The organism is Nitritalea sp., from assembly GCF_054166705.1.
Genome location: NZ_JBSZCV010000015.1, coordinates 63,780 through 86,845, shown reverse-complemented (window position 1 = coordinate 86,845; position 23,066 = coordinate 63,780). Strand labels below are relative to the sequence as shown.

The window sequence follows — 23,066 nt, the reverse complement described above, 5'->3', positions numbered from 1 at the left end:
ATTTTCAGACGTTTTTTTTCCATTTTTTTCTCAGCAAAGAGAAGTAGCGGAATTTTCAAGTAAATGGAAGAAAAAAAGCTTGTTTTGTTTATAAAATAGACTTATTTTTGTCTATATAATTTACACCATGTTTATCAACTGCCACAGTTATTATAGTTTCAAGTATGGGACGATGAGCATCGAAACTCTAATCGCAGAGGCCTTGCGAGTGCGTGCAGATGCGATCGCACTTACGGATATCAACAGTACAGCGGGCATTTTTCCTTTCATTCAGCAGGCCCAGCGGCATAATGTACATGCGGTTGTGGGTATTGACTTCCGCGAGGGTACCCGTCCCCGCTACATCGGCCTGGCGAAAAATCAGGAGGGGCTTTATGAGTTAAATAAGCACCTGACAGAGGTTTTAGCGGCCGGAGGCCCATTTCCCCAGCGGGCTCCTACTTTCTCCCATGCCCTTATCGTGTATCCACTTCATGCAGCGCCTGATTCGCTTCGAGAAGAAGAGTTTATAGGAGTCCGCTTACATGAAATTCGCCAACTGTACACACTTCGGAGACGCTATCCGGTCGAAAAACTAGTACTTTGGCAGCCGGTAAGCTTTCAGGATAACATTTCCTTCAACACCCACCGCCTCTTACGCGCGATCGACCGGAATAGCCTGCTCAGCAAACTACCACTTAGTGAACAAGGGCAGCCGGAGGATCGCTTTTATACCTACGCGGAACTAGCGGCACAGTGTGAAGGACATAGCTACCTTATTACCGCAGCACGTAAACTACTGGAGCAATGTCAGTTTTCGTTTTACTTTCACGCAGTAAAAAATAAACGGAACGTTAGAGGCTCTTCTTGGGAGGACTTCGACTATTTACGCACCGAGACGCTGCGCGGAGCCGTCAGCCGCTACCCGATGCTAAGTCAGGAGATTTTCGATCGTATCGAAAAAGAACTGTTACTGATCCAGCAAAAAGACTTCGTGTCTTACTTTTTAATCAACTATGACATCGTGCAGTATGCACATCGAAAGGGTTATTTCCATGTGGGAAGAGGAAGTGGTGCGAACAGCATCGTCGCCTACTGTCTGTACATCACAGACGTGGACCCGATCGCACTTGACCTATACTTCGAGCGATTTATCAACTTATATCGGGACAGTCCGCCGGATTTCGATATCGATTTTTCTTGGAAGGATCGCGACGATGTTATTCGTTATATTTTCGACACGTATAAAAATGGAGATCGAGCACATGTAGCCCTTCTCAGTGCACACAGCACCTTTCAGTATCAAGCAGTGACGCGAGAGCTGGGAAAGGTCTTCGGCTTACCGAACAGTGAAATCGAGCAACTTTTAGCCAAGGGTGGGCCCAAGCATCCGCTGGATCAGTACGGGCAGCTGATTAAGCGCTATGGTCAGCGCCTGATCGATGTTCCGAGTCATCTCAGCATTCATGCAGGGGGCGTATTGATTTCAGAAAAGCCTATACACTATTATACAGCCACCTCCATACCTCCGAAAGGCTTTCCGATTACGCATTTTGATATGCATGTAGCAGAGGCGATCGGTCTGCATAAATTTGATATCCTCAGTCAGCGGGGCTTGGGGCATATCAAAACTGCGCTGGAGCTCATCCACGAAAATCAGGGGGTGGAAGTGGACATCCGACAGGTAGAACGCTTTAAAAAAGACGAAAAGATTAAGGCCTTACTGCGCAGTGGAAAAACGATGGGGGCCTTTTACGTAGAGTCCCCTGCCATGCGCATGCTTCTGTCGAAGATGAAAGCCCAGACGTATTTAGAATTAGTGGCAGCCAGCTCCATTATTCGCCCAGGAGTGGCGAGATCGGGGATGATGCGCACCTATATTTTGCGACACTTAGACGTAGAAAAACGAAAAGAAGCACATCCTGTGATGGAGTCCATTATGCCAGACACCTATGGTATTATGGTGTACCAGGAGGACGTGATCAAAGTGGCCCATTATTTCGCTGAGCTCAGCCTAGGCGAAGCGGATATCCTCAGGAGAGGTATGAGCGGAAAATCACGCTCGAAGGAGGAGTTTCAGCGCGTAAAAGACGCCTTTTTCTCGAATTGTGAGCGCCTGGGACGAGAAAAGGAAATCACCGAGCAGGTATGGCATCAGATTGAAAGTTTTGCGGGATACTCTTTTGCGAAAGGACACTCAGCCTCCTTCGCGGTGGAAAGCTACCAAAGTCTTTTTTTAAAAGCCTACTATCCTTTAGAGTTTATGGTGGCCGTCATCAATAACTTTGGGGGATTTTACTCCACTGAGTTTTATCTGCACGAACTCCGCATGCAAGGGGCTGAAATAGAGGCCCCCGATGTGAATGAAAGCCGCTACTTGACCCACATTCAGGGTAAACGCGTGGTGTTAGGCTTCATTCATTTGAAGCACTTCGAAAAGAGGAGCACGGATCTTCTTTTGCGCGCACGCGCAAATGGTCCATTTAAAGGTTTAGAGGAATTTATGCTCCGAGTTCCATTAGGGATCGAGCAACTTAAAATTTTAATTCGAATCGATGCTTTTCGGTTTACCGGCCAGACGAAGGCGCAGCTGCTATGGATCGCACATGCCCGCCATCAGGAGCTACAGCAGCGTGCACTGGCAGCAGAAAATAGTGTGGGGCTCTTCCAGACGGAGGTAAAACCCTTTCGTTTAGAGGACCTCCCCCCCTTAAGTGCCTCGGAGGATTGGGAGAATATTCACGATCAACTCGAAATTTTAGAGTTTCCGCTGGACAGCCCTTTTCATTTAGTGGAAGCACTGCCTGCTGGTACTTGTATGGCGAAGGACTTGCCTTTACATACGGGCAAGTGGATTTCCATAGTCGGCTACTTAGTGACAGTAAAACCCACACGAACGATAAAAGGAGATCGTATGCATTTCGGCACCTTCTTAGATCAAGAGGGCAACTGGGTGGATACGGTTCATTTTCCTGATAAAAAAAATCCATACCCCTTTCGCGGTAAGGGTCTTTACCTCCTCAAAGGTCGTGTCAGCGAGGAGTTTGGGTTTTACACCATAGAAGTAAATAGTCTCAAACGATTAAGCTACAAGCAGCGGACAACTTAACCCCTTGCATTTCATGAACTGCTGCATATTCCCATTCCTGTTCAAACAGCATTCGGACGCGGGGCTATCCCTCACCGAAACCTCAACATTAAGAATTTATCGATCAAAAAAGTAAGGAAATGCCCAGTTCTAGCTGCTGAAAACGAAAATCGGTAGTAGCAAAATCTACAGCATCACTAAAACTTACTTGCTGCGCATCTAAAATACGTTCGAAGCGTAAATCTAAGCCCAGACGCCCGAAGTTCAGCCCCGCTCCCACTTGAAAGCCCGCATTAAACGCGCCTCCATCTCCTGTGATATCATCGCGTAGGAAAAGATGTCCCGATGGTCCTCCGAAGACAGAAAGAGTCCTGCCGATGAGATTCACCCCCACTAGGAAAGGCAGATCGAAACGACGCGTGATCAGGCGATTCTCCACACCGGACTCGACTACATTCGTCACAAAGTTCGTGAAATAAATTTCTGGTTTCACGAATACTGGCCCGAGATGATACTTCCCAAAAAGACCAACATGGTAGCCCATATTGTCGAGCGGATCACCAAAAATGAGTTGCGCGTCGCGAAAATAAGAGCCGTTATAACTATAATTAAAGCCGGCTTTTATTCCAAATCCATTACTGGTCTGGGCTTGGACACTGGAAGTGGCACAGAAGAAACCACATAAAAACACGAGTACTAAAAGAACATTTTTCATCTTACCTGGTGCTAAGTAGTGAACATAAGTTGATATACGTATCTAAACGGCAGGAACGACTGACAGTCGGTTGAAAATGAGTCATTTTTAACGCTTTCCTTTTACAATTCTAAAAACTCTGACAAGAAAATCATGCCAAAGATTTTACCTTCCACATTTTCCGAAGCGACAGAGAAAACACAGCAGGGCATTTTCTATGTGAAAATACAAATTTAACTCACAACCAACATTTTTCACCTTGTGAAAGTTAACTTAATGCCTTACATTTAAGTGCTTAATTCATGTTTCTACCCGAACATTCCCCATTATGCGAATCGCCATCCTCGGTGCTACTCCCCTGGCAGCATCGCTCGCTCATAAATTTATAAAGGCCGGATTACAGGTCAAAGTAGGTGTCCGTCCTGATTTCGTTCCTGAAAGTACCACTTGGAAACTCCTGCATATGCAAGTAGGCTCTTGTCTTAGCTACAGTGAGGCGTGTAAAGAGGTAGACATCATCTTTCTATGCACGGAAAACACGCAGTTGGAAAGCGTCATGCGGAGCCTGCAAGAGATGGATCCGCTTGCGATCGTGGACAGCACCAATGCCGGCTATAAAAATTGTATCCCCTGTAACGCTACCCATCTTCAAGAGCGACTTCCTCAGCACCAGTTTTACAAAGCCTTTAATAACCTGGGGATAGACTATCCACAGAACGATCGCCTAGGCTTGTTAAATGAAACGTATTTTTGTGGCCCGGAGGGCCCTACCAAGGAGCGCCTGAAGCGCCTTATTTCTTGCATCGGCTTCCACCCCATCGATGCAGGGGGATTGGAGCATGCCGATTTGCTGGAAGCATTTTATCATCTGAGAAGTAAAATCGCAGAGCGTAAACAGGACCAAGAGCAGTGCCACTTTAAGCTCATTTCCTACTAGCCGTAAAAACATTTCCCAACTTCTAAAGCTTAGGGTAGCAGTAACGCTTCAGCCTTAGGCTTTTTTTGCTTTGGTATAATTGCTAAAAGGCTATTAATTTTGCATTCAACCAAATACTAACTTTATGAGCCGGTTACGATCTCTAACTACCCTTCTTACGGCAGCGGTCCTCTGGAGCTGTTCCGGAGATAGGACGAACACATCGCGTATGAACCCCTTTTTCGAACCTTATGCCACACCTTTCGAGGTCCCGCCTTTCGACAGCATCGAAATCGAACATTTTAAGCCCGCTATGGAGGCGGGTATAGAGGAACAACAGGCAGAAATCGATGCCATCGTGGACCAGACGGAGGACCCTACCTTTGAAAATACCATCGAGGCACTGGAAAAATCAGGCTCCTTGTTAAGCCGCGTGCAAAGCGTCTTTGGAAACTTGAACAGTGCGAACACGAATGCGGAGCTGCAGGCTATCGCCAAAGAAATGTCGCCCGCCCTTTCAGCACATGGAGATAACATCCGGCTGAATGAAAAACTCTTTGCCCGTATCCAAGCTGTGTACGAGCAGCGTGAAACGTTACCTTTAAATGAAGAGCAGCGCATGCTTCTCGAAAAAACGTATAAATCCTTCGTTCGCAGCGGGGCAAATTTGCCGGAGGCAAAAAAAGAGAAACTACGTGAAATCAACAGCAAGCTTGCCCTTTTAAGCTTAGAATTTGGACAAAACCTATTAGCGGAAACCAATGATTTTCAGCTTTGGGTCACAGACGAGGCTGATCTAGCGGGGCTGCCGTCTAGTTTGCGCGCTAGCGCCAAAGCAGACGCTGAGGCGGCAGGAGAACCTGAAAAATGGTTATTCACCCTCCAGAACCCAAGTGTAATGCCTTTCCTGCAGTATGCAGAAAAGCGTGAGCTAAGAGAGAAAATTTGGGATGCCTACCAGACACGAAGTAACCGCGGAAACGATAAAGACAATACCCAGGCTTTAATCGATATCGCCAACCTACGGTTGGAGCGTGCAAACTTGCTGGGCTATGAAACGCATGCTGCGTTTAGCCTGGAAGAAACGATGGCTAAAAATGCCGGCAATGTCTACACCCTTTTAAACCAGCTTTGGACTCCAGCACTTGCCAAGGCGAAGGCAGAGCGTGATGAAATGCAGGCATTAATGACAGAGATGGGTGAAGAAGGCCCCTTACAACCCTGGGACTGGAGATTCTATGAGGAAAAACTTCGTCAGAAAAAATTCGATCTCGATGAGCAGGAAGTGAAGCCTTACTTCTCCCTGGAAAAGGTGCAAGAAGGTATTTTCAATGTAGTAAAAGAACTCTTTGGACTGACCTTTACGCCGAGACCGGAGCTGCCAACCTACCATCCAGAGGCAAAAGCCTACGAAGTAAAAGAGGCAGACGGTAGCCATGTCGGTATCTTGTATATGGACTTCCATCCACGTGCATCGAAAAGAGGAGGTGCCTGGATGACCAGCTACCGCCCGCAAATGATGGAAAATGGAGAGCGTAAAGCTCCAGTCATTTCGATCGTATGTAATTTCTCTAAGCCGACAGGTGACACCCCCGCCCTGCTGACTTTTGACGAGGTCACAACCTTCTTCCATGAGTTCGGTCATGCCTTGCATGGATTACTGTCGAACGTGCAATACCGTAGTTTAGCGGGTACTTCTGTACCCAGGGACTTCGTGGAATTACCGTCTCAAATCCTCGAAAACTGGGCGACAGAACCGAGTATCCTAAAAACGTATGCCATCCACTACCAAACAGGAGAAGTCATTCCGGATGCGCTCATCGAAAAGCTACAGAAGTCAGGAACTTTCGGACAAGGCTTCGCCACCACGGAATACTTGGCAGCCTCTCTTCTCGATTTAGACTACCATACTATCACAGAGCCGATTCAGCAGGATGCTAAAACTTTCGAAGCCGCTGCAGTACGTAAAATGGGCCTTATCGATGAAATCATCCCACGCTACCGCAGCTCCTATTTCCAGCATATCTTTAGTGGTGGATACTCTGCCGGCTACTACAGCTACATTTGGAGCGGTGTTTTAGATACAGATGCCTTCCAGGCTTTTAAAGAAACGGAGCTCTTTAATCCAGAAAAGGCACAAGCTTTCCGTACGGAAATCCTAGAGCGAGGCGGAACGCGTGACCCGATGGAAATGTACGTAAACTTCAGAGGTGCTGAGCCTACCATAGAAGCCTTGCTCGCAAAGCGGGGATTAAATCAGCTTAGCCTGCGATAAGCCTACACGAAAATTGGCGGGCAGCCGCTTGCATACGAAAGCCTACAGCTAAGGCATCACTTAAAAGAGAGGGCTTGCTGCCCCTCTCTTTTTTATCTGATAATTATAAATATGAGGTCAAAAAATTTCACTATAAGGATTATTTTCGTATATTAGTAAAATAGTATAATGAATACTATTTTTAAACGAATCCCTATGATGAAATTAGTACTTGCAGGACAAAATCCTTACCTAAAATCGATCATGAATCAATATTTAGCGGGTATGGGATATACGGTTTTCTGTCTCGATGATGCATCCGAGGGTAAGTTGCTCGTAGACAGAGGAGAACACATCGACCTAACACTTCTACTACTAGATAAAGATGGCTTTGCGAAAAATTTCGCCAAACATGTTAGGGAGCACTTTACGGCTAACTTCGGCCCTATTGTCGGCTTAAAACAAGAAAGCCTAGCGAAAAAAGAGAAGGAAGAGGCGGCCGATTTCACGGATCACCTAATCGATGGATTTAAAACGCTTTCGGAACTTTCTTCTCATTTACCGAAAACCATGCGATCCTGATCCGAATAGAGCGCCTCTAATCGCCGTTTTTATGCCGCAGGGTGCTTTAACAAATCTTTTCTTAGGGTATCAATCTACTAGTAAGTCGTAATAGCGCGCGATTTTTTCTTTTAATTCCTGCAGCGCTAGTAAGCCATTTGACCGAAAAACTTCCTTTCCTTCCGCTAAAACTATGATACCCGGAATGCTCATCATGCGAAGCTGTGCCGCTAGGGAACGCTCTGCGACGGCATCTATGCGGAGTAAACGCATAGCTGGAAAATCCTGCTCGACTAGATCGGCGACTTTCGGAAACAAGGTCGTACACACCGTACATTCCTCCCCGTAAAAATAAAGTAAAAGCATCGGCTGACCGGCCTGAGCAGCCTGCTCAGACCATTCCTTTACCCTTTCCTGTGGATGCATCATGTAGTGAATTTACCGTTTAGAAGTGGACTACTTGTTCTTAATAAAACGATTACTTCACCTGCTTCTTGGCTGCCACGATCGGCGCAAAGGGACCGTATTTGTGCTGCTCCTCTGGGAAGGTATCACTAAAAGGTCCGAAAGGATGATCGATAGGCTTTTTAGAGATATCCGGCCAGTCGCCGGTAATATCTTTCGACGGCCGTGGCATACTATTGACATAAGCCGCCACATCCCAGGCCTCCTGATCGGTCAAAATAGGCTTTTCAACGGTAGCACCTAATGGCATATTAGCACGCACATACCCTGCAAAACGCGACATGCGATACAAACCTGCACCATCATTATACGCATGCTCACCCCAAAGGGGAGGGTAAGTATAGGCCAGCTGGTCAAAACGCATGACTCCCTGGCCATCTTCTTGGTGACAGGAAGCGCAGTGTGCATCGTAAATACGCTTTCCCTTTATCGGATCGGCAGCACGATCGAGGAAGGCTACATCGACTAAACCAGTACCATAAGGAACCTCGCCTTTCGGGACCTCCTTCCCTAACCACTCCATGTACGCCACCATCGCGATCATTTCTTCACTTTCTACCTCTAAAGGTGCGCCATTTAAGCTGCGCTCAAAACAATCATTTATACGCTTAGGAATATCTTCCATCTGTCCGGACCGGCCACGTACCTTCGGGTAAGTAGAAGCTACCGCCGCATAATTATTGCCGAAAGGCACCGTGCCAGCACCGAGATGGCAGTTTTGACAGTTCAGCCCATTCGATATCGCTTTCACTTTGCCCAGCGGGCCTAAATACTCAGAGGTATTCGCGATCAGCTCCCGCCCGTACTCAATGTATACGGCATTCGGCTCATCCGCTACGGTGGACCAATCGGGCGCGTGCCACAAACGCACTAGGTCCTCCTCGGGAATAAGCCCCTCGTAAACTTCTGCTAATAAAAACTCCCCCTCTGGAGCCGCCAACTGCGGCAAACTGCCTCCCGCCAACAGATACACAAACAATACAATAAGGGCAACTAACACACCTAAAAGCCCTAATAAATAACTGGTTGCATTTTCAATAAAAGAAGCGAAGGATTGACGGTTATTTTCCATGGGTTACATAAAATTCCTTACAAAAATGCATGTAAAGGAACGATTAATTTGGTGATTTTCATCACATAAACCCAAAACTAACCGTGCATCAGTTGGTTTTCACTTTCGTGCCTACATAAAAAAGCGCCGTCCTCCATGAACTCAGTCCGTAAATCCCTAACCCTGCCAGTGCTACTGTAAAAAAGGAGAAACGCAAGCTGGACAACTCCGCGATAAATCCGATTAGCGGCGGGCCTAGTAAAAACCCAAAAAAAGAAATCGTGGATACCAGCGCTAAGGATACACTCGGAGGATAGCTAGCAGAACGTCCTGCGATCCCATAACACACAGGGACGATGGCTGCTACTCCAAATCCCACTAACACAAACCCAATCGAGGCAGTGACCGGCACAGGAAGTCCAACGGATAAAAAGAGTCCTCCTGCTATTAAGAGGCCTGAAAAACGCAAAACAAAGGGACGCCCCTTTCGCTCGATAAGCGGATCTGCTAAGAACCGTCCCGTGGCCATCGCCCCCATAAAAAACACGTAACCTAGCACAGTGTAGGCAGCAGGCACATCCACCACTTTCTTAAAATAAATCCCAGACCAGTCGAACATACAACCTTCTGCAAGCATCCCTAAAAAAGCGATCAGCCCAACACGAAGTAAGAGTGCGTCCGGCTTTACCCAGGTGAGCCCTCCTCCACTAGTTGCATTTCGCTCGTTCAACAGGTAGCTTTGCGTAGTAAAAACAATTGCTCCGGCCAGACACATGACAATGAGATAATGAATCGCTGGAGCCAGTCCAAAAAATACCATCCCTGCTCCGATACCCGCCCCTACAAAACCTGCCAGACTCCATAAACCATGAAAGGAGGCTAAAATAGATTTTCCCAGCGCCTTTTCTACACTCAGTGCTTGTGTATTTAAGGAGATATTCATCATATTCCCCAGCATCCCAAAAAGAAAAACAACCGGAAAAAGCATCCAGTAACCGGGAGAAAAAGCGATAAGCGGGAGAGTTACCGCATAGGCACTAGCACTTATCAAAATAACTGGACGACTCCCAAATCGATGTACCGACCAGCCAGCCAGTGGAAGCGCGGTAAGCGAACCGATAGGAAGTACCAAGAGCACGCCCCCTAGTGCTGCCTCCGAAAGTCCAAATTTAGTCTGTAAATCCGGTATCCTGGAAGCCCAGGAGGAAAAACAAAGCCCTGCTAAAAAGAATAATCCATTTAACGCAAGGCGACGATTTTTAGGGGTTAGATGCGACATAAAAGTGTTTGAAACCCCTAATTTACAGGGTTTTTATCCATTTTAATAGCTCGAATCAAGCAGATAAAAACACTCGCTGCATGCAATCGATTGAAACCGCAGCAAAGCTATCTTTTTATGGATTAAAAAGAAAAAGTTTTTCTACCCAGTGAAACATTACATTCTAACACCTGTTTTAATGGAATAAAATAAGTATTCGTATGGAATTCGTAATCGCTGGCTCTGTTGTCCTGATGGCCATTCTGCTCATCCGCTTCATCGTGAAAAAAGTTTTTTAAGCTTAAGATTTTCCCTCCTCTAGTGGTAGTAAGAACCTATCGGACCTCTCATAGACCTTATTTCTGAGGACCTACGCTTCTTTTATACACAGAAACCATGCGTACCCCTAGCGTATGAGCCAAACTTTTTTTTAATCGCACCCATAGCATCAAGATCCTGAGGACACTTTTTCGGACTTCAAGGCCATTTCGATAAAAATCTGATAAAAATCAGCTATATTTTGTCTAAGGTAACAATTCTCACAGAATTACTGCGTGGAATCGCCCAAATTTGTATCATGAATTCGGGCAAATGCCCTTTTACTAACCTTAAAACAGAAAAGCTATGTTTTTTCAACACGTATATGATAAAAGTTTGGCTCAAGCCAGTTATGTAATTGGTTGCCAAGCAGGTGGAATAGCCGCAGTAATCGATCCAAAGCGCGATGTGGATACCTACATCGAAATCGCTAAGGCGAATAACATGAAGATTACGCACATTCTAGAAACACACATCCATGCAGACTTCCTAAGTGGTTCGCGGGAACTAGCAGAACTTACCGGTGCGAAGTTATACCTCTCCGATGAGGGCGACGAGAACTGGAAATACGAATTCCCACATGAGAAAATCAAGGGGGGTGATGTCGTGAAAATGGGTAATTTAACATTCGAAGTAATTCACACTCCTGGCCATACGCCTGAGTCCGTCAGTTTTCTTCTGACAGATAAGCCTGCCTCTCAGGAGCCTGTCATGCTCTTCACAGGCGACTTTGTCTTCGTAGGGGACGTAGGACGGCCAGATCTTCTAGAGCAAGCAGCCGGCATCAAGGGCACTCAAGAGATCGGTGCAGAGCAGATGTTCGACTCGCTTACAGACTTCGCGAAATTGGGTGACTTCATTCAAGTTTGGCCTGGACATGGCGCCGGTTCCGCCTGCGGCAAAGCCCTCGGAGCAGTCCCTTCCACCACTGTAGGATACGAAAAAATCCGTAACTGGGCTTTACAGTTGCTAAACGACAAGCCCGCCTTCACCAAAGAGCTACTTGCGGATCAGCCTGAGCCTCCTAAATACTTCGCCATGATGAAGAAATTAAATAAGGTGGATAGAAAATTACTGACAGAGGTACCTCAAGTTCCACAGCTTAGCGATGCTGACTTCTTAGCAGACCATGCCGCCGGAATTAAAGTGATCGATACGCGCCCTTGGAAAGCTTTTGCAGATGCACACCTCGCAGGAACCTATAACATCACGCATAACAACTCTTTTGCTACCTTTATGGGCTGGTACCTCAACTATGAAGAGCAGTATATCCTCGTAGCAGAAGCGGGCGAAGTGGAAGAATTGATGCGCAAAGCCATGCGAATCGGTTTAGATAACTTTAAAGGATTTATTACACCTGCTCAGCTGCTCAGCTTACATAACATAGCGCTGGAAAGCTATCAGCCTGTCGGCAAAGAAGTCGTCGAAGAAGCCATCGCCTCCGGAGAAAAACAAATCATCGACGTTCGCGGTGCTGCTGAATTTAAAAAGGGCCAAATCGAAGGTGCTGAGAATATTCACTTAGGAAAGCTTCCTGATAATTTAGATAAAATCGCTACCGATAAACCGGTTATTATCCACTGTCAAAGTGGTGCACGCTCAGCTATCGCTTACTCCGTACTTCGTGCACATGGATTCACGAATATCGAAAACTATTCAGGCGGATTCGCAGAGTGGTCTACACTCGAGCACGCGAAAGCGAAAGCGTAAGCCTATCCCGACTGTATGTAGCGCATAGCCCGCTATACAAGGGAGTAATTCCCAAAAAAGGCGCGGAAGTCTCTAGCAGACTTCTCGCGCCTTTTTAATTTTTTCCTTAGATTTTCTGTGCTCGGACTATACCCATTCGAGACTGGGGTACTACTCTTAACAGTTTCCTTCTTGTAGTTGCTGATAGGATCAGGCTTCCTGAAACCTGACCATAAAAGCATAATTTAAAGTTTACACACTTATCGGAATAGTATCTCTATGCTTAGACTTCCTTTTCGCCTTATTAGCTGCTGCTTGCTGTTGGAATTCAACGCTTTCGCTTCCTTTCGGTCGTGTTAAAAACGTGATCGTTTGGCTTCGTTTGCTTTCCTTTTCCCTTTCTTTTACTTTCGTTTCCCCTTTCTTTTACTTTCGATTCCTTTCGATTTTGCTAAAAACATGATCGTTTGGCTTCGTTTGCTTTCTTTTTCACTTTCGTTTTCTTTCCTTTTAGGAGACTGTTCGAGACTGTTCATGGAAGTGGAGACTGTTCATTCAAGTGTGTCTGCTCACTTTAAAAGAATGAAAAAGAGAAAGACGGCCGAGGGAGCCTACTAAAGGATCCAGAGTCGGGTGAGCGCATAAAGGCTACTCCGAAAGCATCTGAAGTAAAGTAATGACATGATCCTCTCGGGATAGCTTCAGCCCCTCTGCCTTTACGATCCGCTTAGCCTCCTGCTCATGATCCGGATGAAGGGCTTTTAAAATAGGCTTTGCAGCCAGACGCACACCTTGACTATTTCCCTCCTTATCCAGTAAAAAAAAGCTTGAACTCTTTACAAATACTTGCCCTTGGGACGTAGCATACGTATTCTTGGCAGGTTCCTGAAGGGTGTTGTAATAAACCCGAACCAGCGTATACGCATCACTTTCAAACAAGACATTGACGAAGTCATCCTCCTTCACATTTTTTAAACCAATGAAGCCCTTTTTAAAGACAAGAATGGGCAGTTCCCCCTTAGAAGCATCGAAGGTTCCTTCTGGCCTTGGTACCTTTACTGCATCGACCGTCCGCTTATTCAAAATGATCCGGTTATCACCATCTAAAAGTACCTCCAGCTCTCCTTCGTAAATATTGACCTTTAACGGCACTCCCTCACGTACCTTCCCGTTACGCAACGTAATGTCAGCGTCCACCCACTCTTTAAACAAATAAGGAGTCCCCTCTATTCCAGTATAGGGTGTAATCCGTGCCGGCGTGCCATCCATGGTCAGCTGAGCGATCTGCTGCGCAAAAGCACTCCAGCTCAATGCTAAAAACAAAGTAAGTATTCCAATCTTTTTCATACATTTTTTCGATAGGCTTCGGGTAAATATACTATTCTTTCAGATTTACTCAAAATTAATAGCTATTTCCGTAGTCTAAAGACTACAAACGACACAAGCCTATGCTATCGAGCGAGAAATCAGTCCCCCACTGACGTGAAAATATGCACCTGAGCATAAAACAAAGAAAACCTCCTCCCTGAAAAAACAGAGAGGAGGTAGTAAAGGGAAGCCCTGAAACGAGCTGACTTAATTAATTTGGTAATTTATCTGCAAAACGTCCGTAAAGCCAAGTACCCACTAGCGCACTTACTAAGGTCACAGCGACTACGGTGAATCCTGAACCAATTTGCGCGAAAAGCGGCCCAGGACAAGCTCCGGTCATGGCCCAGCCCAAACCAAAGATGAATCCACCGATAATTTGACCTTTACGGAATTCTTTTTTTCCGATTTTAATCGGTTCACCATTAAGCGCCTTTATATTAAAACGCTTGATAAGCTGTATGGAAACCAAGCCTACTGCGATCGCAGAACCGATCACCCCATACATGAAGAAGCTCTGTAGGCGAAACATCTCCTGAATTCGGAACCAAGAAACGATCTCTGCCTTTACGAAGACTACTCCGAATAAAATCCCGATGATTAAGTATTTCAAAAGGGCTAGACCTTGTTCTCCCTGCTCCTGATTATTTGGCGCTTCACACTGAATAGGCGCTGTATTTTTATCTGCTGTTGTTTTCATTTTTGTCTTTTCTAAGCGGTTTAGGAATTAATTTACAGAATGCCGAAAAGGCGCATGAGAGGCTCTAAGAAAAGGTGCGTCATCGCGAAACCACCCAGCATAAAAAAAGTAGTTGCCAAAAGAGATGGCCACTGAAGTGAGCTGATCCCCATAATCGCATGACCGGACGTACACCCCCCTGCATAGCGTGTCCCGAAGCCTACCATCAGACCTCCTATGATAAAGAAAAGAATCCCTGTTCCATTTGTCATGCTTTCCCAGTTGAAAATCTCAGCTGGAAGCAGCTTGCTGTAATCCGTAATCCCTAATGCGGCTAAATCCTCTTGCGTAGCCTCTGCTACCACGATGGTATCTGGGTTAGCTAAGAAGGTCGTAGCGACAAAACCTCCGATAAGTACGCCCAGTACAAAGACCAGGTTCCACATTTCCTTCTTCCAGTTATAGGTAAAGAAAGGAATATTCGCCGGCACACATGCCGCACATACGTGACGTAAAGAAGAAGAAATCCCGAAAGATTTATTTCCGATAATTAATAAGGCCGGTACTGTCAGACCGATAAGTGGGCCAGCTACATACCATGGCCAAGGTTGGGTAATCCAAGCAATAAATTGTTCCATTTTACTATGCGTTTTTATCTTTTAATGACTAATTTTTCCAACAGAAACATGCTGCTGAAAAAGAGGACGAAAGTGTAGAATTCCCTATGTGAAACGTAAATTCTATGCCTTTTGTCAGCTTTTCATGATGTAAAGGTGCTGGTTTGACAGGCTAAAAACAGTAACAAATATCACACTGCTCTCCTATATACGCAAAATGGCAAGACCGAAGTCTTGCCATGCACCCCTAACCTAACTATGTGTCAATCCAACTCCCTTATAGCAAGGTAGAAGGACACACATAAGCACTTACCTGAAACTTGCCCGACTCCTGGATAGCTGCGAAACCACCCTGAACATCGATTAAATTATCATAACCACGTGCTCGTAAGATTGAGTTAAAGATCATCGAGCGATAACCACCCGCACAGTGCACGTAGTACGTTTTATTTTTATCTACTAGAGCCATGCTCTCATTAATGTAATCCAGTGGCGCATTTTCCGCCCCGATAACATGCTCCGACACATGCTCAGAATTTTTTCTCACGTCTAGGATATGTACCTCCTCCTCTTCCATGCGCTTGGCTAATTCCGCAGCAGGGATAGACGTAATCGTATCTACTTCTTTGCCGGAGGCAGCCCATGCCTCAAAACCACCGTCTAGGTAACCGATCGTAAAATCATAGCCTACACGGGCCAAACGTGTCACCACCTCCTCTTCACGACCTGGTTCGGCGATGATCAGCAGCTCTTGCTTTAAGTCAGGCACTAAGGTACCTACCCACACAGCGAAACTTCCATCGATACCGATATTAATCGCATTCGGAATAAAACCCTTCGCGAAAACCTGCGGATCACGAGCATCGAGCATCAGTGCTCCCGTCTCATTCGCGGCAGCCTCGAAAGCCTCCACGGATAACGGTCGAATCCCGCGCTCCATCACTGTGTCGATGCTGTCATACCCCTGGATGTTCATGATGACATTCTGAGGAAAATAAGCCGGAGGAGGTGTCAAGCCCGTGATGACTTCCTTGATAAACTCTTCTTTGGTCATCTCCTGGAGCGCATAGTTCGTCTTCTTCTGATTGCCCAGCGTATCCGAGGTCTCCTTTGACATCTTTTTGCCGCAGGCAGAGCCCGCACCATGCGCTGGGTACACGATTAGGTCATCCGACAGAGGCATGATTTTCTCGCGTAAGGAATCGTAGAGATGTGCCGCTAGTTTCTCTTGTGTCAGGTCGGCGATTACCTTCTGCGCTAAGTCCGGGCGACCCACATCACCGATAAATAAGGTGTCACCTGTGAAGATCGCCTCCTCTTTTCCCTCCTCATTAATCAGAAGAAAACAGCTGCTCTCCATCGTATGACCGGGCGTATGGATCACTTTTAACTTCACCTTCCCTACTTCAAAAATCTGCCCGTCCTCTGCTACGATGGCATCAAAGCCCATCGCCGCTGTGGTAGGCCCAAAAACGATCGGCGCGCCCGTCTTTTCAGCTAAATCCTGGTGCCCCGAAACGAAGTCAGCATGAAAATGTGTCTCAAAGACATATTTTATTTTTACCTTATTTTCAGCCGCTTTATCTAAGTAAGGCTGCACCTCGCGAAGTGGATCGATGATCGCCGCCTCGCCGTTAGATTCGATGTAGTAAGCACCCTGTGCTAAACAACCCGTATAAATTTGTTCGATTTTCATGTGCTGATATTTTTGAGGTTCAATTCTTTTTATTTCTTGTGTAAAGGTATTCGCTAAAGCTTGTATCTAAAATGACTTTTATCACCCAGCGCTCAGACAGTGGCTTCTGCGCTGCGTACCACGCGGACTAGCTCATGGGCCGGCACCACGCCAGACTGCCGCCAGAGCACCTCCCCCTTACGAAAAAGGATGAGTGTAGGCACGCCGCGCACCTGAAACTTAGTGGCTGCTATCGGGTTTTTATCCACATCTACTTTCACGATCTTTACCTGCTCGCCCAGCTGTCTGGCCGTTTCCTCCAGGATCGGCTGCATCTGCTGACACGGCCCGCACCAGGTGGCATAAAAGTCCACAAGGACCGCTTGCTCTCCCTGAATTAATTCGCTAAATGTCATCGGTTTAGTTCCCATGTTGTGCTTGTTTTAAATTTATGTAAAAGTAGCCCCGAGACCCTTAAGCTACAGTAATTTTTATCACATTGACTTAAATGACGTTAAAGGCAAAGGGTTTTCTTTTAGAATTCCGTATTTTCGCCCGAGTTAACCTTTCCAAATCACATGATTAACTACCAAAAAGTCAATAACCTCACCGGATGGGCCCTTTTTCTTATCGCCACCACAGTCTATGTGCTCACCGTAGAAGAAACAGCCAGCTTCTGGGATCCAGGGGAATTTATCGCCGTAGCGCATAAGCTGCAGGTGCCCCACCCACCCGGAGCACCCTTTTTTCTGCTTGTCTACCGCATGTTTTCTTTTTTGGCCTTCGGCAATGAACTTAGCGTGGCCTACTGGATGAACATCGCTTCAGCACTTTTCTCGGGCTTCACCATCCTGTTCCTGTTCTGGTCGATTACACTCTTCGGACGTAAAATGATGCAGCTGACCCCTGGAAAGGAAACGCTAAACGACACCCTTACCCTAATGGGTGCTGGCTTCATCGGCGCCCTGATCTATACCTTCTCAGATAGCTTCTGGTTCTCCGCCGTGGAGGCAGAAGTCTATGCCATGTCTTCCTTTTTTACCGCCATCGTCATCTGGGCTTTCCTTAAATGGGACGTGGTCACTGACCCTGTAAAAGAAAACAAATGGCTTATCTTTATCGCCTATCTCGTAGGCCTATCGATTGGGGTGCACTTGCTCAACTTAGTCACTCTGCCCGCCTTGGCCCTGATCTATTACTTTAAAAAATACCCTCAGCCCACTTGGAAAGGCGGTATTTATGCGCTATTAGCTGGTGGGGCAGCCCTGATCGTGGTCAATAACATCGTCATCCCAGGACTGCCAAGCCTGGCAGGACGCATGGAGATTTTTGCCGTCAACTCCCTCGGTCTTCCTTTTGGGGCAGGCATCCTCCTTTTTATGACCGCCTTCATCGGAGGGCTCATATATGCCATTCGCTTCAGTGTCCTGAAGCAAAAAGTCCTACTTAACACCCTGCTCCTAAGCTTTACCTTTATTCTTATCGGCTACAGCTCTTATGCACTTATCATTATACGTGCGAATCAGGATCCTGTCATTAACGAAAATGCGCCGAAAGATATTATTAGCTACGTCTCCTACCTAAAACGTGAACAGTATGGCTATCGCCCTCTTCTAAAAGGGCAGTATTTCGATGCCGAGCTCGTAGATCAAAAGGAAGGCGCTCCCGTCTACCTGAAGACAAAAGACGGCTATGAAATCGTAGACTTCGGCACCGTAAATGTCTACGACCCCGAAAGAACCACCCTACTACCCCGTATTTACAGCACGCAGGAACGCCATAAGCAGCTCTATCGCAGCAAGCTAGGACTTCGAGAAGGAGAAAAACCGACCTTTGCGGATAACATCCGCTTTATGTTCAGCCATCAGCTAGGACATATGTATTTCCGCTACTTCATGTGGAATTTCTCTGGACGCGAAAGTGATTTTAGCGATGCTCCCTGGCTAGGTGTCGCCGATGCTTTCAGCTCCCTTTTCCCGGAATATATTAAAGAAAATAAGGCGCATAACAATTACCTCATGCTCCCCCTTATCCTCGGACTACTTGGCATCTTCTTCCAAGCACGCATGGACCAGCGTTTCTTCATCGTAAACCTCATGCTCTTTTTAATGATGGGAATCGTGCTCGTGCTCTACCTAAACTCCCCACCGGTAGAGCCCAGGGAAAGAGACTATATTTATGTGGGTAGCTTCTATGCCTTCGCGATATGGGCCGGACTGGCACTTATCGGGCTGCGCGACACCTTCCAGCAACTAAAAATAAAAGGCATTGCCGCTGTTCTGCTGGCCTTCCTGATCGCAATCCCCGCCCCCCTACTCATGGCGCAGCAAAACTGGGACGATCATGACCGCAGCGGACGCTTTTTCTCTGTGGACTCTGCACGTAACTTCCTGGCTTCCTGCGCACCGAATGCCATCCTCTTCACAGGCGGAGATAATGATACCTTCCCACTCTGGTATGTCCAGGAGGTCGAAGGATTCCGTACCGATGTTCGGGTAATCGTGCTCTCTTACTTCGATACCGACTGGTATGTGGATCAAATGACCCGCCAGGTGAATGCATCCGCTCCACTGCCCTTCTCTCTGGGCCCAGAAAACTATAAAAAAGGGACGAATGACGTGCTCTACCTCATGGAAAGAGAAAACCTGGACGCCATTTCTCTCACCCAATACCTACGCCTACTAAAAGGAAATAGCGAGGCCCTGAAACTACGCGGGGGTGGACGCTTTACCTACAACATGGTGCCGGCACGGAACCTCATCCTAGATGTGGACTTGGAAAAAGCCTTTGCCGAAGGCCTCATCCCTGAAGGGATGGAGGACTTGGCTACGCCTCAAATGAACTTCCGCGTAAAAGGAAATTACCTGACGAAGGGGGGCATGATGCTGCTCGACCTGATCGCGAGTAACAACTGGGAACGACCGATTTACTTTAACAATACCTCCCTAGCTACCATCGGTATCGACCTGGAGGACTATGTCGTGCAGGAAGGCATGACCTATCGCCTCCTTCCTGTGGAGAAACCGCAGGGCTTCCGTGGTGAGCTTGTAAATGCGTCGCTGGCCTATGAAAATATCATGGAGAAGTTTGCCTTCCGCGGCATGGATAACCCGGATAACTACTTCGATGATGAGTTCAGACGCTTTACCTCGAATGCACGTGGGGTGATCAACTCGGTGGCCATGGCACTACTGGATGAAGACCGCTTCGATGAGGCGAATGAGCTCCTCAATCTAAGCCTGGAGCGCATGCCACATGCTGCTATCCCCTATGACTTTAGCAGTGGGCAGATGGTGCCTCTTCTCTTTGAAGTGGGTGAGGAGGAAAAGGCCCTACATATCGTGGAAACCCTGGCAGACCGCTCCCTGCAGCTAGTGACCTATTACGATGCCACGAACCGTGCCTACGACCGGGAAGCCTACATCGCGATCGAGCTGCTGCGCTATTTCACTCCGCTGGTGGAAGAGCGCGGCTATGAGGAGCTGGGCAGGTCGCTGCGCGACAAACTAGACCGCGTCATGAGCTCGGCATCTGCACGCTAGCCTAAAAAGTGAAAAAATCCCCTGAGTCGTGTAAGCTCAGGGGATTTTTTTATCATTAGCCGAATTTTATATGTAACAGTTAGCAGGATTTATTTTTCCAATATATAATATAAATCCAGCCCCTGATCCGGGCTTTCGACGAGATGGAAATCCTGATAGCTCAGCTCTACAGCATGCGCCACTCGCTTTTGCAGCTTGCTGCGGTTACGTCGATTTAAAAATTCATACGGCACCTTCAGCCAGTCCGCAGGTAAGCGATACTGCAAGTTGAAGATATCGAAGCGCATGATGCGCTGCACTGACTTGCGGTTCTCCTCATGGTAGGCCCAAACCTTCTCATTTCCGCCGATGCCCAAGGTTTGCACCTTCGGAAAAACGGCTCGGCATAAGCGCTCGAGCTCCTTCGGCGTGTATTCGCGCACATGCCAAGGATTACGGGAGAGCGTATGCCGAATATTTGGTGTGCTGATGATCGCTTGGCCACCAGGCTTTAGAACACGATAGATTTCCTCTAAAAAGAGCTTGTCTAAGGCGATGTGCTCGATGACCTGAAAGGAAACCACTGTATCGAAGGACTCTGTATCAAAGGGAAAGGGCGGAATATGGGCCTGCTGAAATTGATGGTGTGGGAAACTCACCTTCAACTGGTCCACGACGGAGCCGATCTTATCGATACCCGTGTAGGCAGTCACCTTTGGCGCGAGCCATTCCACTCCCCTTCCTTCTCCGCAGCCTACTTCCAGTAGCTTGCCCTTCAGAAAGGGCTGGGCTTGCACATAAGCGCTGAGCAGGCGCTGGTGGATCGGATTATCGCTACTTAACTTATCGGATGCTATTTCTGTCGTGTATGTATGCATGAAAAATAATGCTTATATTGAGGCAAAATTAGGCAAATTTTTGTTCTTCATGAAAACTACTTCCCTGTTAGCATGTGCCGCCCTTCGGAAAGGGCTCTTGGGACTACTGCTTGGACTACTGATCTGGCCGGTCCTTGCCCAGCAAACGCTCCGAGAAACTAACCAGGCGCTGCGTTACTCCCGTTACTCCCGTATCTCACCGAAAATCATTCCCATCAGCTTGGAGGGCAACCGTATTTTGCTTCAGATGCCCATCGAAAAGCTGGAGGAAAATGCTTCTTTAGAGAACTATACGCTCTCTTATGGGGTGATTAACGGCTATGATGTGCCCTATTCGGATGACATGCTGCGGCCGTTATCGCCGGATCGCATGAAGCGGGATACGCGAGATCATTTTTATTTCGAGGAGGAGGTCACCTTAGAGGAAGGGGCCATGACTCAGGTGGCGCTTTTAAAAGTCGTCGACAACAGACAGGGGGATGAATATTTTTACCATATGGATCTAAAAAGTCCAACTATTTTCGGTCACCCTAGTTTTGGTGCTTATTTTGGAAATGACATTCCTTTCGACCAGGGCTATGTAAAAGCGGGAGAGGCGCTGCTCTTTAAAGGGGGTCGCTCAGTGTTTTCGCTTTACCCCTTCTTTTACCCACAAGAGTTTCAGTCGCCCTTTCCTCCCATGGAGGTCAAGCCTGCTCCTGTACCTCGGGAAATCGAGGTGCGGCTGGAGTCAGAGTTCTTGATTAATACCACTCATGCTTTCGAAGAAGAAGGATATTATTTCGTACAGCGCGATACGAACGATACGAAAGGGCTCCTCGTGAAAACCGTAAACGAAGCCTTCCCGCGTGTGGCCACCTGGGAGGAAATGGTGGAAATGGTAGTCTACATCAGCACCCGACGCGAACATGAAGCACTCTTAAAAGCAGAGGATAAGAAAAAAGCCCTCGATCAGTACTGGTTTAACCTCACCCGGGATGCCGAAGAGGCGAAAAAAATCATCGCCGAATACTTTCGCCAGGTTGAATTCGCGAACATCTTGTTTACCGACTTTAAAGAAGGGTGGAAAACGGATCGCGGTATGGTCTACATCGTAATGGGCCCTCCGAATGAGGTGCTCTTTTATGAAAATGCGGAGGTATGGTCTTATGGATCGGTCAATAGTAATTCGAAAATAAGCTTTACCTTTGCGCGGGTAAAAAATATTTTAACCCCGAATCATTACGTACTTAACCGATCGCGGGCACTTCAGCCCGAGTGGTTTAACAGCATCACATTATGGAGAAGCGGAAAGATGGCTTTTTAATCGAAAAAGGCCCGCAGGAGAAAGATTTTATTTTTGGCACGCGCGCAGTTATAGAGGCCCTGCAGTCTGATCGCGAGGTGGATAAAATCCTTATAGACAAGGAATTAAATAACGACCTGATCAAGGCCCTCATTCGGGATGCCAAGGCGGCGCAAGTACCAGTAGTACGGGTACCGGAGGCCAAGCTAAACCGGATCACACGAAAAAACCATCAAGGTGTGGTGGCGCATCTCTCGGCCATCGCCTATGCCTCGTTAGACCATGTAATCGACAGCTGTTATGCGAAAGGAGAGGCTCCTCTTATCCTGGTCCTCGATCGCATTACGGATGTACGTAACTTCGGTGCCATCGCGCGAACAGCAGAGTGTGCTGGCGTACATGCAGTGCTAATCCCGGAAAAAGGAAGTGCGCAGATTAACTCTGATGCTGTCAAGACCTCGGCAGGTGCGCTGCATCATTTGCCCGTAGCCCGGGCAAAGAACTTGTTTTTCGCTGTCAAAGAGCTACAGAAAAGTGGCCTACAGCTCATTTGCGTCAGCGAAAAAGCCGAAGCTCCTATGTATGCTACCGATTTCACGGTGCCGACCGCCCTCATCTTAGGCTCTGAAGAGGATGGCATAAGTGCTGAGCTCCTCAGCCTGGCAGATGGCAGGGTAAGTATCCCCATGAAGGGCCAAATCGAGAGCTTAAATGTGTCCGTTTCAGCAGGCGTCGTCATCTATGAGGTGATGCGTCAGCGGCAGTAAGAA

At 47.2% G+C, this 23,066-nt stretch carries 18 protein-coding genes; 8 read left to right on the top strand and 10 right to left on the bottom strand.

Annotated features, from left to right (window positions below; translation table 11 throughout):
* Positions 1–127: 127 nt before the first annotated feature.
* Positions 128–3,088, top strand: a complete 2,961-nt coding sequence (locus ACXIT9_RS10315; RefSeq protein WP_458056147.1) for a DNA polymerase III subunit alpha — start codon at positions 128–130, stop codon at positions 3,086–3,088.
* 103 nt (positions 3,089–3,191) lie between these two features.
* Here ACXIT9_RS10315 and ACXIT9_RS10310 read toward each other — a convergent pair whose 3' ends face one another.
* On the bottom strand, positions 3,192–3,782 hold the full coding sequence (locus ACXIT9_RS10310; protein ID WP_458056146.1) for an outer membrane beta-barrel protein: 591 nt from the start codon (positions 3,780–3,782) through the stop codon (positions 3,192–3,194).
* Positions 3,783–4,089: 307 nt separating this feature from the next.
* Between ACXIT9_RS10310 and ACXIT9_RS10305 the strand changes: the two genes are divergently transcribed.
* The 3 genes from ACXIT9_RS10305 (at position 4,090) to ACXIT9_RS10295 (ending at position 7,513) form a co-directional block, all read left to right on the top strand.
* Positions 4,090–4,698, top strand: a complete 609-nt coding sequence (locus tag ACXIT9_RS10305; protein ID WP_458056145.1) for an NADPH-dependent F420 reductase — start codon at positions 4,090–4,092, stop codon at positions 4,696–4,698.
* Positions 4,699–4,822: 124 nt separating this feature from the next.
* Positions 4,823–6,952 (top strand): M3 family metallopeptidase, encoded by a 2,130-nt coding sequence (locus ACXIT9_RS10300; RefSeq protein WP_458056144.1) that lies wholly within the window; start codon positions 4,823–4,825, stop codon positions 6,950–6,952.
* Positions 6,953–7,147: 195 nt separating this feature from the next.
* Positions 7,148–7,513 (top strand): hypothetical protein, encoded by a 366-nt coding sequence (locus ACXIT9_RS10295; protein ID WP_458056143.1) that lies wholly within the window; start codon positions 7,148–7,150, stop codon positions 7,511–7,513.
* 69 nt (positions 7,514–7,582) lie between these two features.
* Here the strand turns inward: ACXIT9_RS10295 and ACXIT9_RS10290 are convergent, their stop codons facing one another.
* The 3 genes from ACXIT9_RS10290 to ACXIT9_RS10280 all read right to left on the bottom strand — a co-directional run bounded on the left by ACXIT9_RS10290 (position 7,583) and on the right by ACXIT9_RS10280 (position 10,287).
* On the bottom strand, positions 7,583–7,921 hold the full coding sequence (locus ACXIT9_RS10290; protein ID WP_458056142.1) for a thioredoxin family protein: 339 nt from the start codon (positions 7,919–7,921) through the stop codon (positions 7,583–7,585).
* 49 nt (positions 7,922–7,970) lie between these two features.
* Positions 7,971–9,029, bottom strand: a complete 1,059-nt coding sequence (locus tag ACXIT9_RS10285) for a c-type cytochrome (RefSeq protein ID WP_458056141.1) — start codon at positions 9,027–9,029, stop codon at positions 7,971–7,973.
* An 88-nt stretch (positions 9,030–9,117) separates the two neighbouring features.
* On the bottom strand, positions 9,118–10,287 hold the full coding sequence (locus ACXIT9_RS10280; protein WP_458056140.1) for an MFS transporter: 1,170 nt from the start codon (positions 10,285–10,287) through the stop codon (positions 9,118–9,120).
* 603 nt (positions 10,288–10,890) lie between these two features.
* Here ACXIT9_RS10280 and ACXIT9_RS10275 point away from each other — a divergent pair.
* Positions 10,891–12,294: an MBL fold metallo-hydrolase gene (locus tag ACXIT9_RS10275; protein WP_458056139.1), complete on the top strand. Its 1,404-nt coding sequence runs from the start codon at positions 10,891–10,893 to the stop codon at positions 12,292–12,294.
* 627 nt (positions 12,295–12,921) lie between these two features.
* On the opposite strand, the gene ACXIT9_RS10270 is transcribed toward ACXIT9_RS10275, so the two are convergent.
* From ACXIT9_RS10270 to trxA, 5 genes are all read right to left on the bottom strand, one after another.
* On the bottom strand, positions 12,922–13,620 hold the full coding sequence (locus ACXIT9_RS10270) for a hypothetical protein (RefSeq protein ID WP_458056138.1): 699 nt from the start codon (positions 13,618–13,620) through the stop codon (positions 12,922–12,924).
* Positions 13,621–13,852: 232 nt separating this feature from the next.
* Complete coding sequence (locus tag ACXIT9_RS10265) at positions 13,853–14,341, bottom strand: DUF6691 family protein (protein ID WP_458056137.1); 489 nt, start codon at positions 14,339–14,341, stop codon at positions 13,853–13,855.
* 32 nt (positions 14,342–14,373) lie between these two features.
* Positions 14,374–14,958 (bottom strand): YeeE/YedE family protein, encoded by a 585-nt coding sequence (locus ACXIT9_RS10260; protein WP_458056136.1) that lies wholly within the window; start codon positions 14,956–14,958, stop codon positions 14,374–14,376.
* Positions 14,959–15,214: 256 nt separating this feature from the next.
* Positions 15,215–16,633, bottom strand: coding sequence for an MBL fold metallo-hydrolase (locus ACXIT9_RS10255; RefSeq protein WP_458056135.1), 1,419 nt, complete (start codon positions 16,631–16,633; stop codon positions 15,215–15,217).
* Positions 16,634–16,725: 92 nt separating this feature from the next.
* Entirely contained in the window at positions 16,726–17,043 is a 318-nt protein-coding gene (trxA, locus tag ACXIT9_RS10250; RefSeq protein ID WP_458056134.1) for a thioredoxin, read from the bottom strand.
* Between the two features lie 147 nt (positions 17,044–17,190).
* On the opposite strand from trxA, the gene ACXIT9_RS10245 reads away from it, so the two are divergent.
* Positions 17,191–20,154: a glycosyltransferase family 117 protein gene (locus tag ACXIT9_RS10245; RefSeq protein ID WP_458056133.1), complete on the top strand. Its 2,964-nt coding sequence runs from the start codon at positions 17,191–17,193 to the stop codon at positions 20,152–20,154.
* An 89-nt stretch (positions 20,155–20,243) separates the two neighbouring features.
* Here the strand turns inward: ACXIT9_RS10245 and ACXIT9_RS10240 are convergent, their stop codons facing one another.
* Positions 20,244–21,011 (bottom strand): class I SAM-dependent methyltransferase, encoded by a 768-nt coding sequence (locus tag ACXIT9_RS10240; protein ID WP_458056132.1) that lies wholly within the window; start codon positions 21,009–21,011, stop codon positions 20,244–20,246.
* 49 nt (positions 21,012–21,060) lie between these two features.
* Between ACXIT9_RS10240 and ACXIT9_RS10235 the strand changes: the two genes are divergently transcribed.
* Both ACXIT9_RS10235 and rlmB read left to right on the top strand, forming a co-directional pair.
* Positions 21,061–22,317 carry a GWxTD domain-containing protein gene (locus ACXIT9_RS10235; RefSeq protein WP_458056131.1) on the top strand — a complete coding sequence of 419 codons (1,257 nt, stop codon included), beginning with the start codon at positions 21,061–21,063 and terminating at the stop codon, positions 22,315–22,317.
* Entirely contained in the window at positions 22,290–23,063 is a 774-nt protein-coding gene (gene rlmB, locus ACXIT9_RS10230; RefSeq protein WP_458056130.1) for a 23S rRNA (guanosine(2251)-2'-O)-methyltransferase RlmB, read from the top strand. The genes ACXIT9_RS10235 and rlmB overlap by 28 nt, the downstream gene beginning before the upstream one ends.
* Positions 23,064–23,066: the final 3 nt, after the last annotated feature.

Coding starts and splice junctions, on each gene's coding strand:
- ACXIT9_RS10300 (WP_458056144.1), top strand. CDS start 4,823: ATGAGCCGGTTACGATCTCTAACTACCCTTCTTACGGCAGCGGTCCTC.
- ACXIT9_RS10275 (WP_458056139.1), top strand. CDS start 10,891: ATGTTTTTTCAACACGTATATGATAAAAGTTTGGCTCAAGCCAGTTAT.
- ACXIT9_RS10315 (WP_458056147.1), top strand. CDS start 128: ATGTTTATCAACTGCCACAGTTATTATAGTTTCAAGTATGGGACGATG.
- ACXIT9_RS10280 (WP_458056140.1), bottom strand. CDS start 10,287: ATGTCGCATCTAACCCCTAAAAATCGTCGCCTTGCGTTAAATGGATTA.
- ACXIT9_RS10235 (WP_458056131.1), top strand. CDS start 21,061: ATGAAAACTACTTCCCTGTTAGCATGTGCCGCCCTTCGGAAAGGGCTC.
- ACXIT9_RS10245 (WP_458056133.1), top strand. CDS start 17,191: ATGATTAACTACCAAAAAGTCAATAACCTCACCGGATGGGCCCTTTTT.
- ACXIT9_RS10295 (WP_458056143.1), top strand. CDS start 7,148: ATGATGAAATTAGTACTTGCAGGACAAAATCCTTACCTAAAATCGATC.
- ACXIT9_RS10290 (WP_458056142.1), bottom strand. CDS start 7,921: ATGATGCATCCACAGGAAAGGGTAAAGGAATGGTCTGAGCAGGCTGCT.
- rlmB (WP_458056130.1), top strand. CDS start 22,290: ATGGAGAAGCGGAAAGATGGCTTTTTAATCGAAAAAGGCCCGCAGGAG.
- ACXIT9_RS10285 (WP_458056141.1), bottom strand. CDS start 9,029: ATGGAAAATAACCGTCAATCCTTCGCTTCTTTTATTGAAAATGCAACC.
- ACXIT9_RS10260 (WP_458056136.1), bottom strand. CDS start 14,958: ATGGAACAATTTATTGCTTGGATTACCCAACCTTGGCCATGGTATGTA.
- ACXIT9_RS10265 (WP_458056137.1), bottom strand. CDS start 14,341: ATGAAAACAACAGCAGATAAAAATACAGCGCCTATTCAGTGTGAAGCG.
- ACXIT9_RS10240 (WP_458056132.1), bottom strand. CDS start 21,011: ATGCATACATACACGACAGAAATAGCATCCGATAAGTTAAGTAGCGAT.
- ACXIT9_RS10255 (WP_458056135.1), bottom strand. CDS start 16,633: ATGAAAATCGAACAAATTTATACGGGTTGTTTAGCACAGGGTGCTTAC.
- ACXIT9_RS10310 (WP_458056146.1), bottom strand. CDS start 3,782: ATGAAAAATGTTCTTTTAGTACTCGTGTTTTTATGTGGTTTCTTCTGT.
- ACXIT9_RS10305 (WP_458056145.1), top strand. CDS start 4,090: ATGCGAATCGCCATCCTCGGTGCTACTCCCCTGGCAGCATCGCTCGCT.
- ACXIT9_RS10270 (WP_458056138.1), bottom strand. CDS start 13,620: ATGAAAAAGATTGGAATACTTACTTTGTTTTTAGCATTGAGCTGGAGT.
- trxA (WP_458056134.1), bottom strand. CDS start 17,043: ATGGGAACTAAACCGATGACATTTAGCGAATTAATTCAGGGAGAGCAA.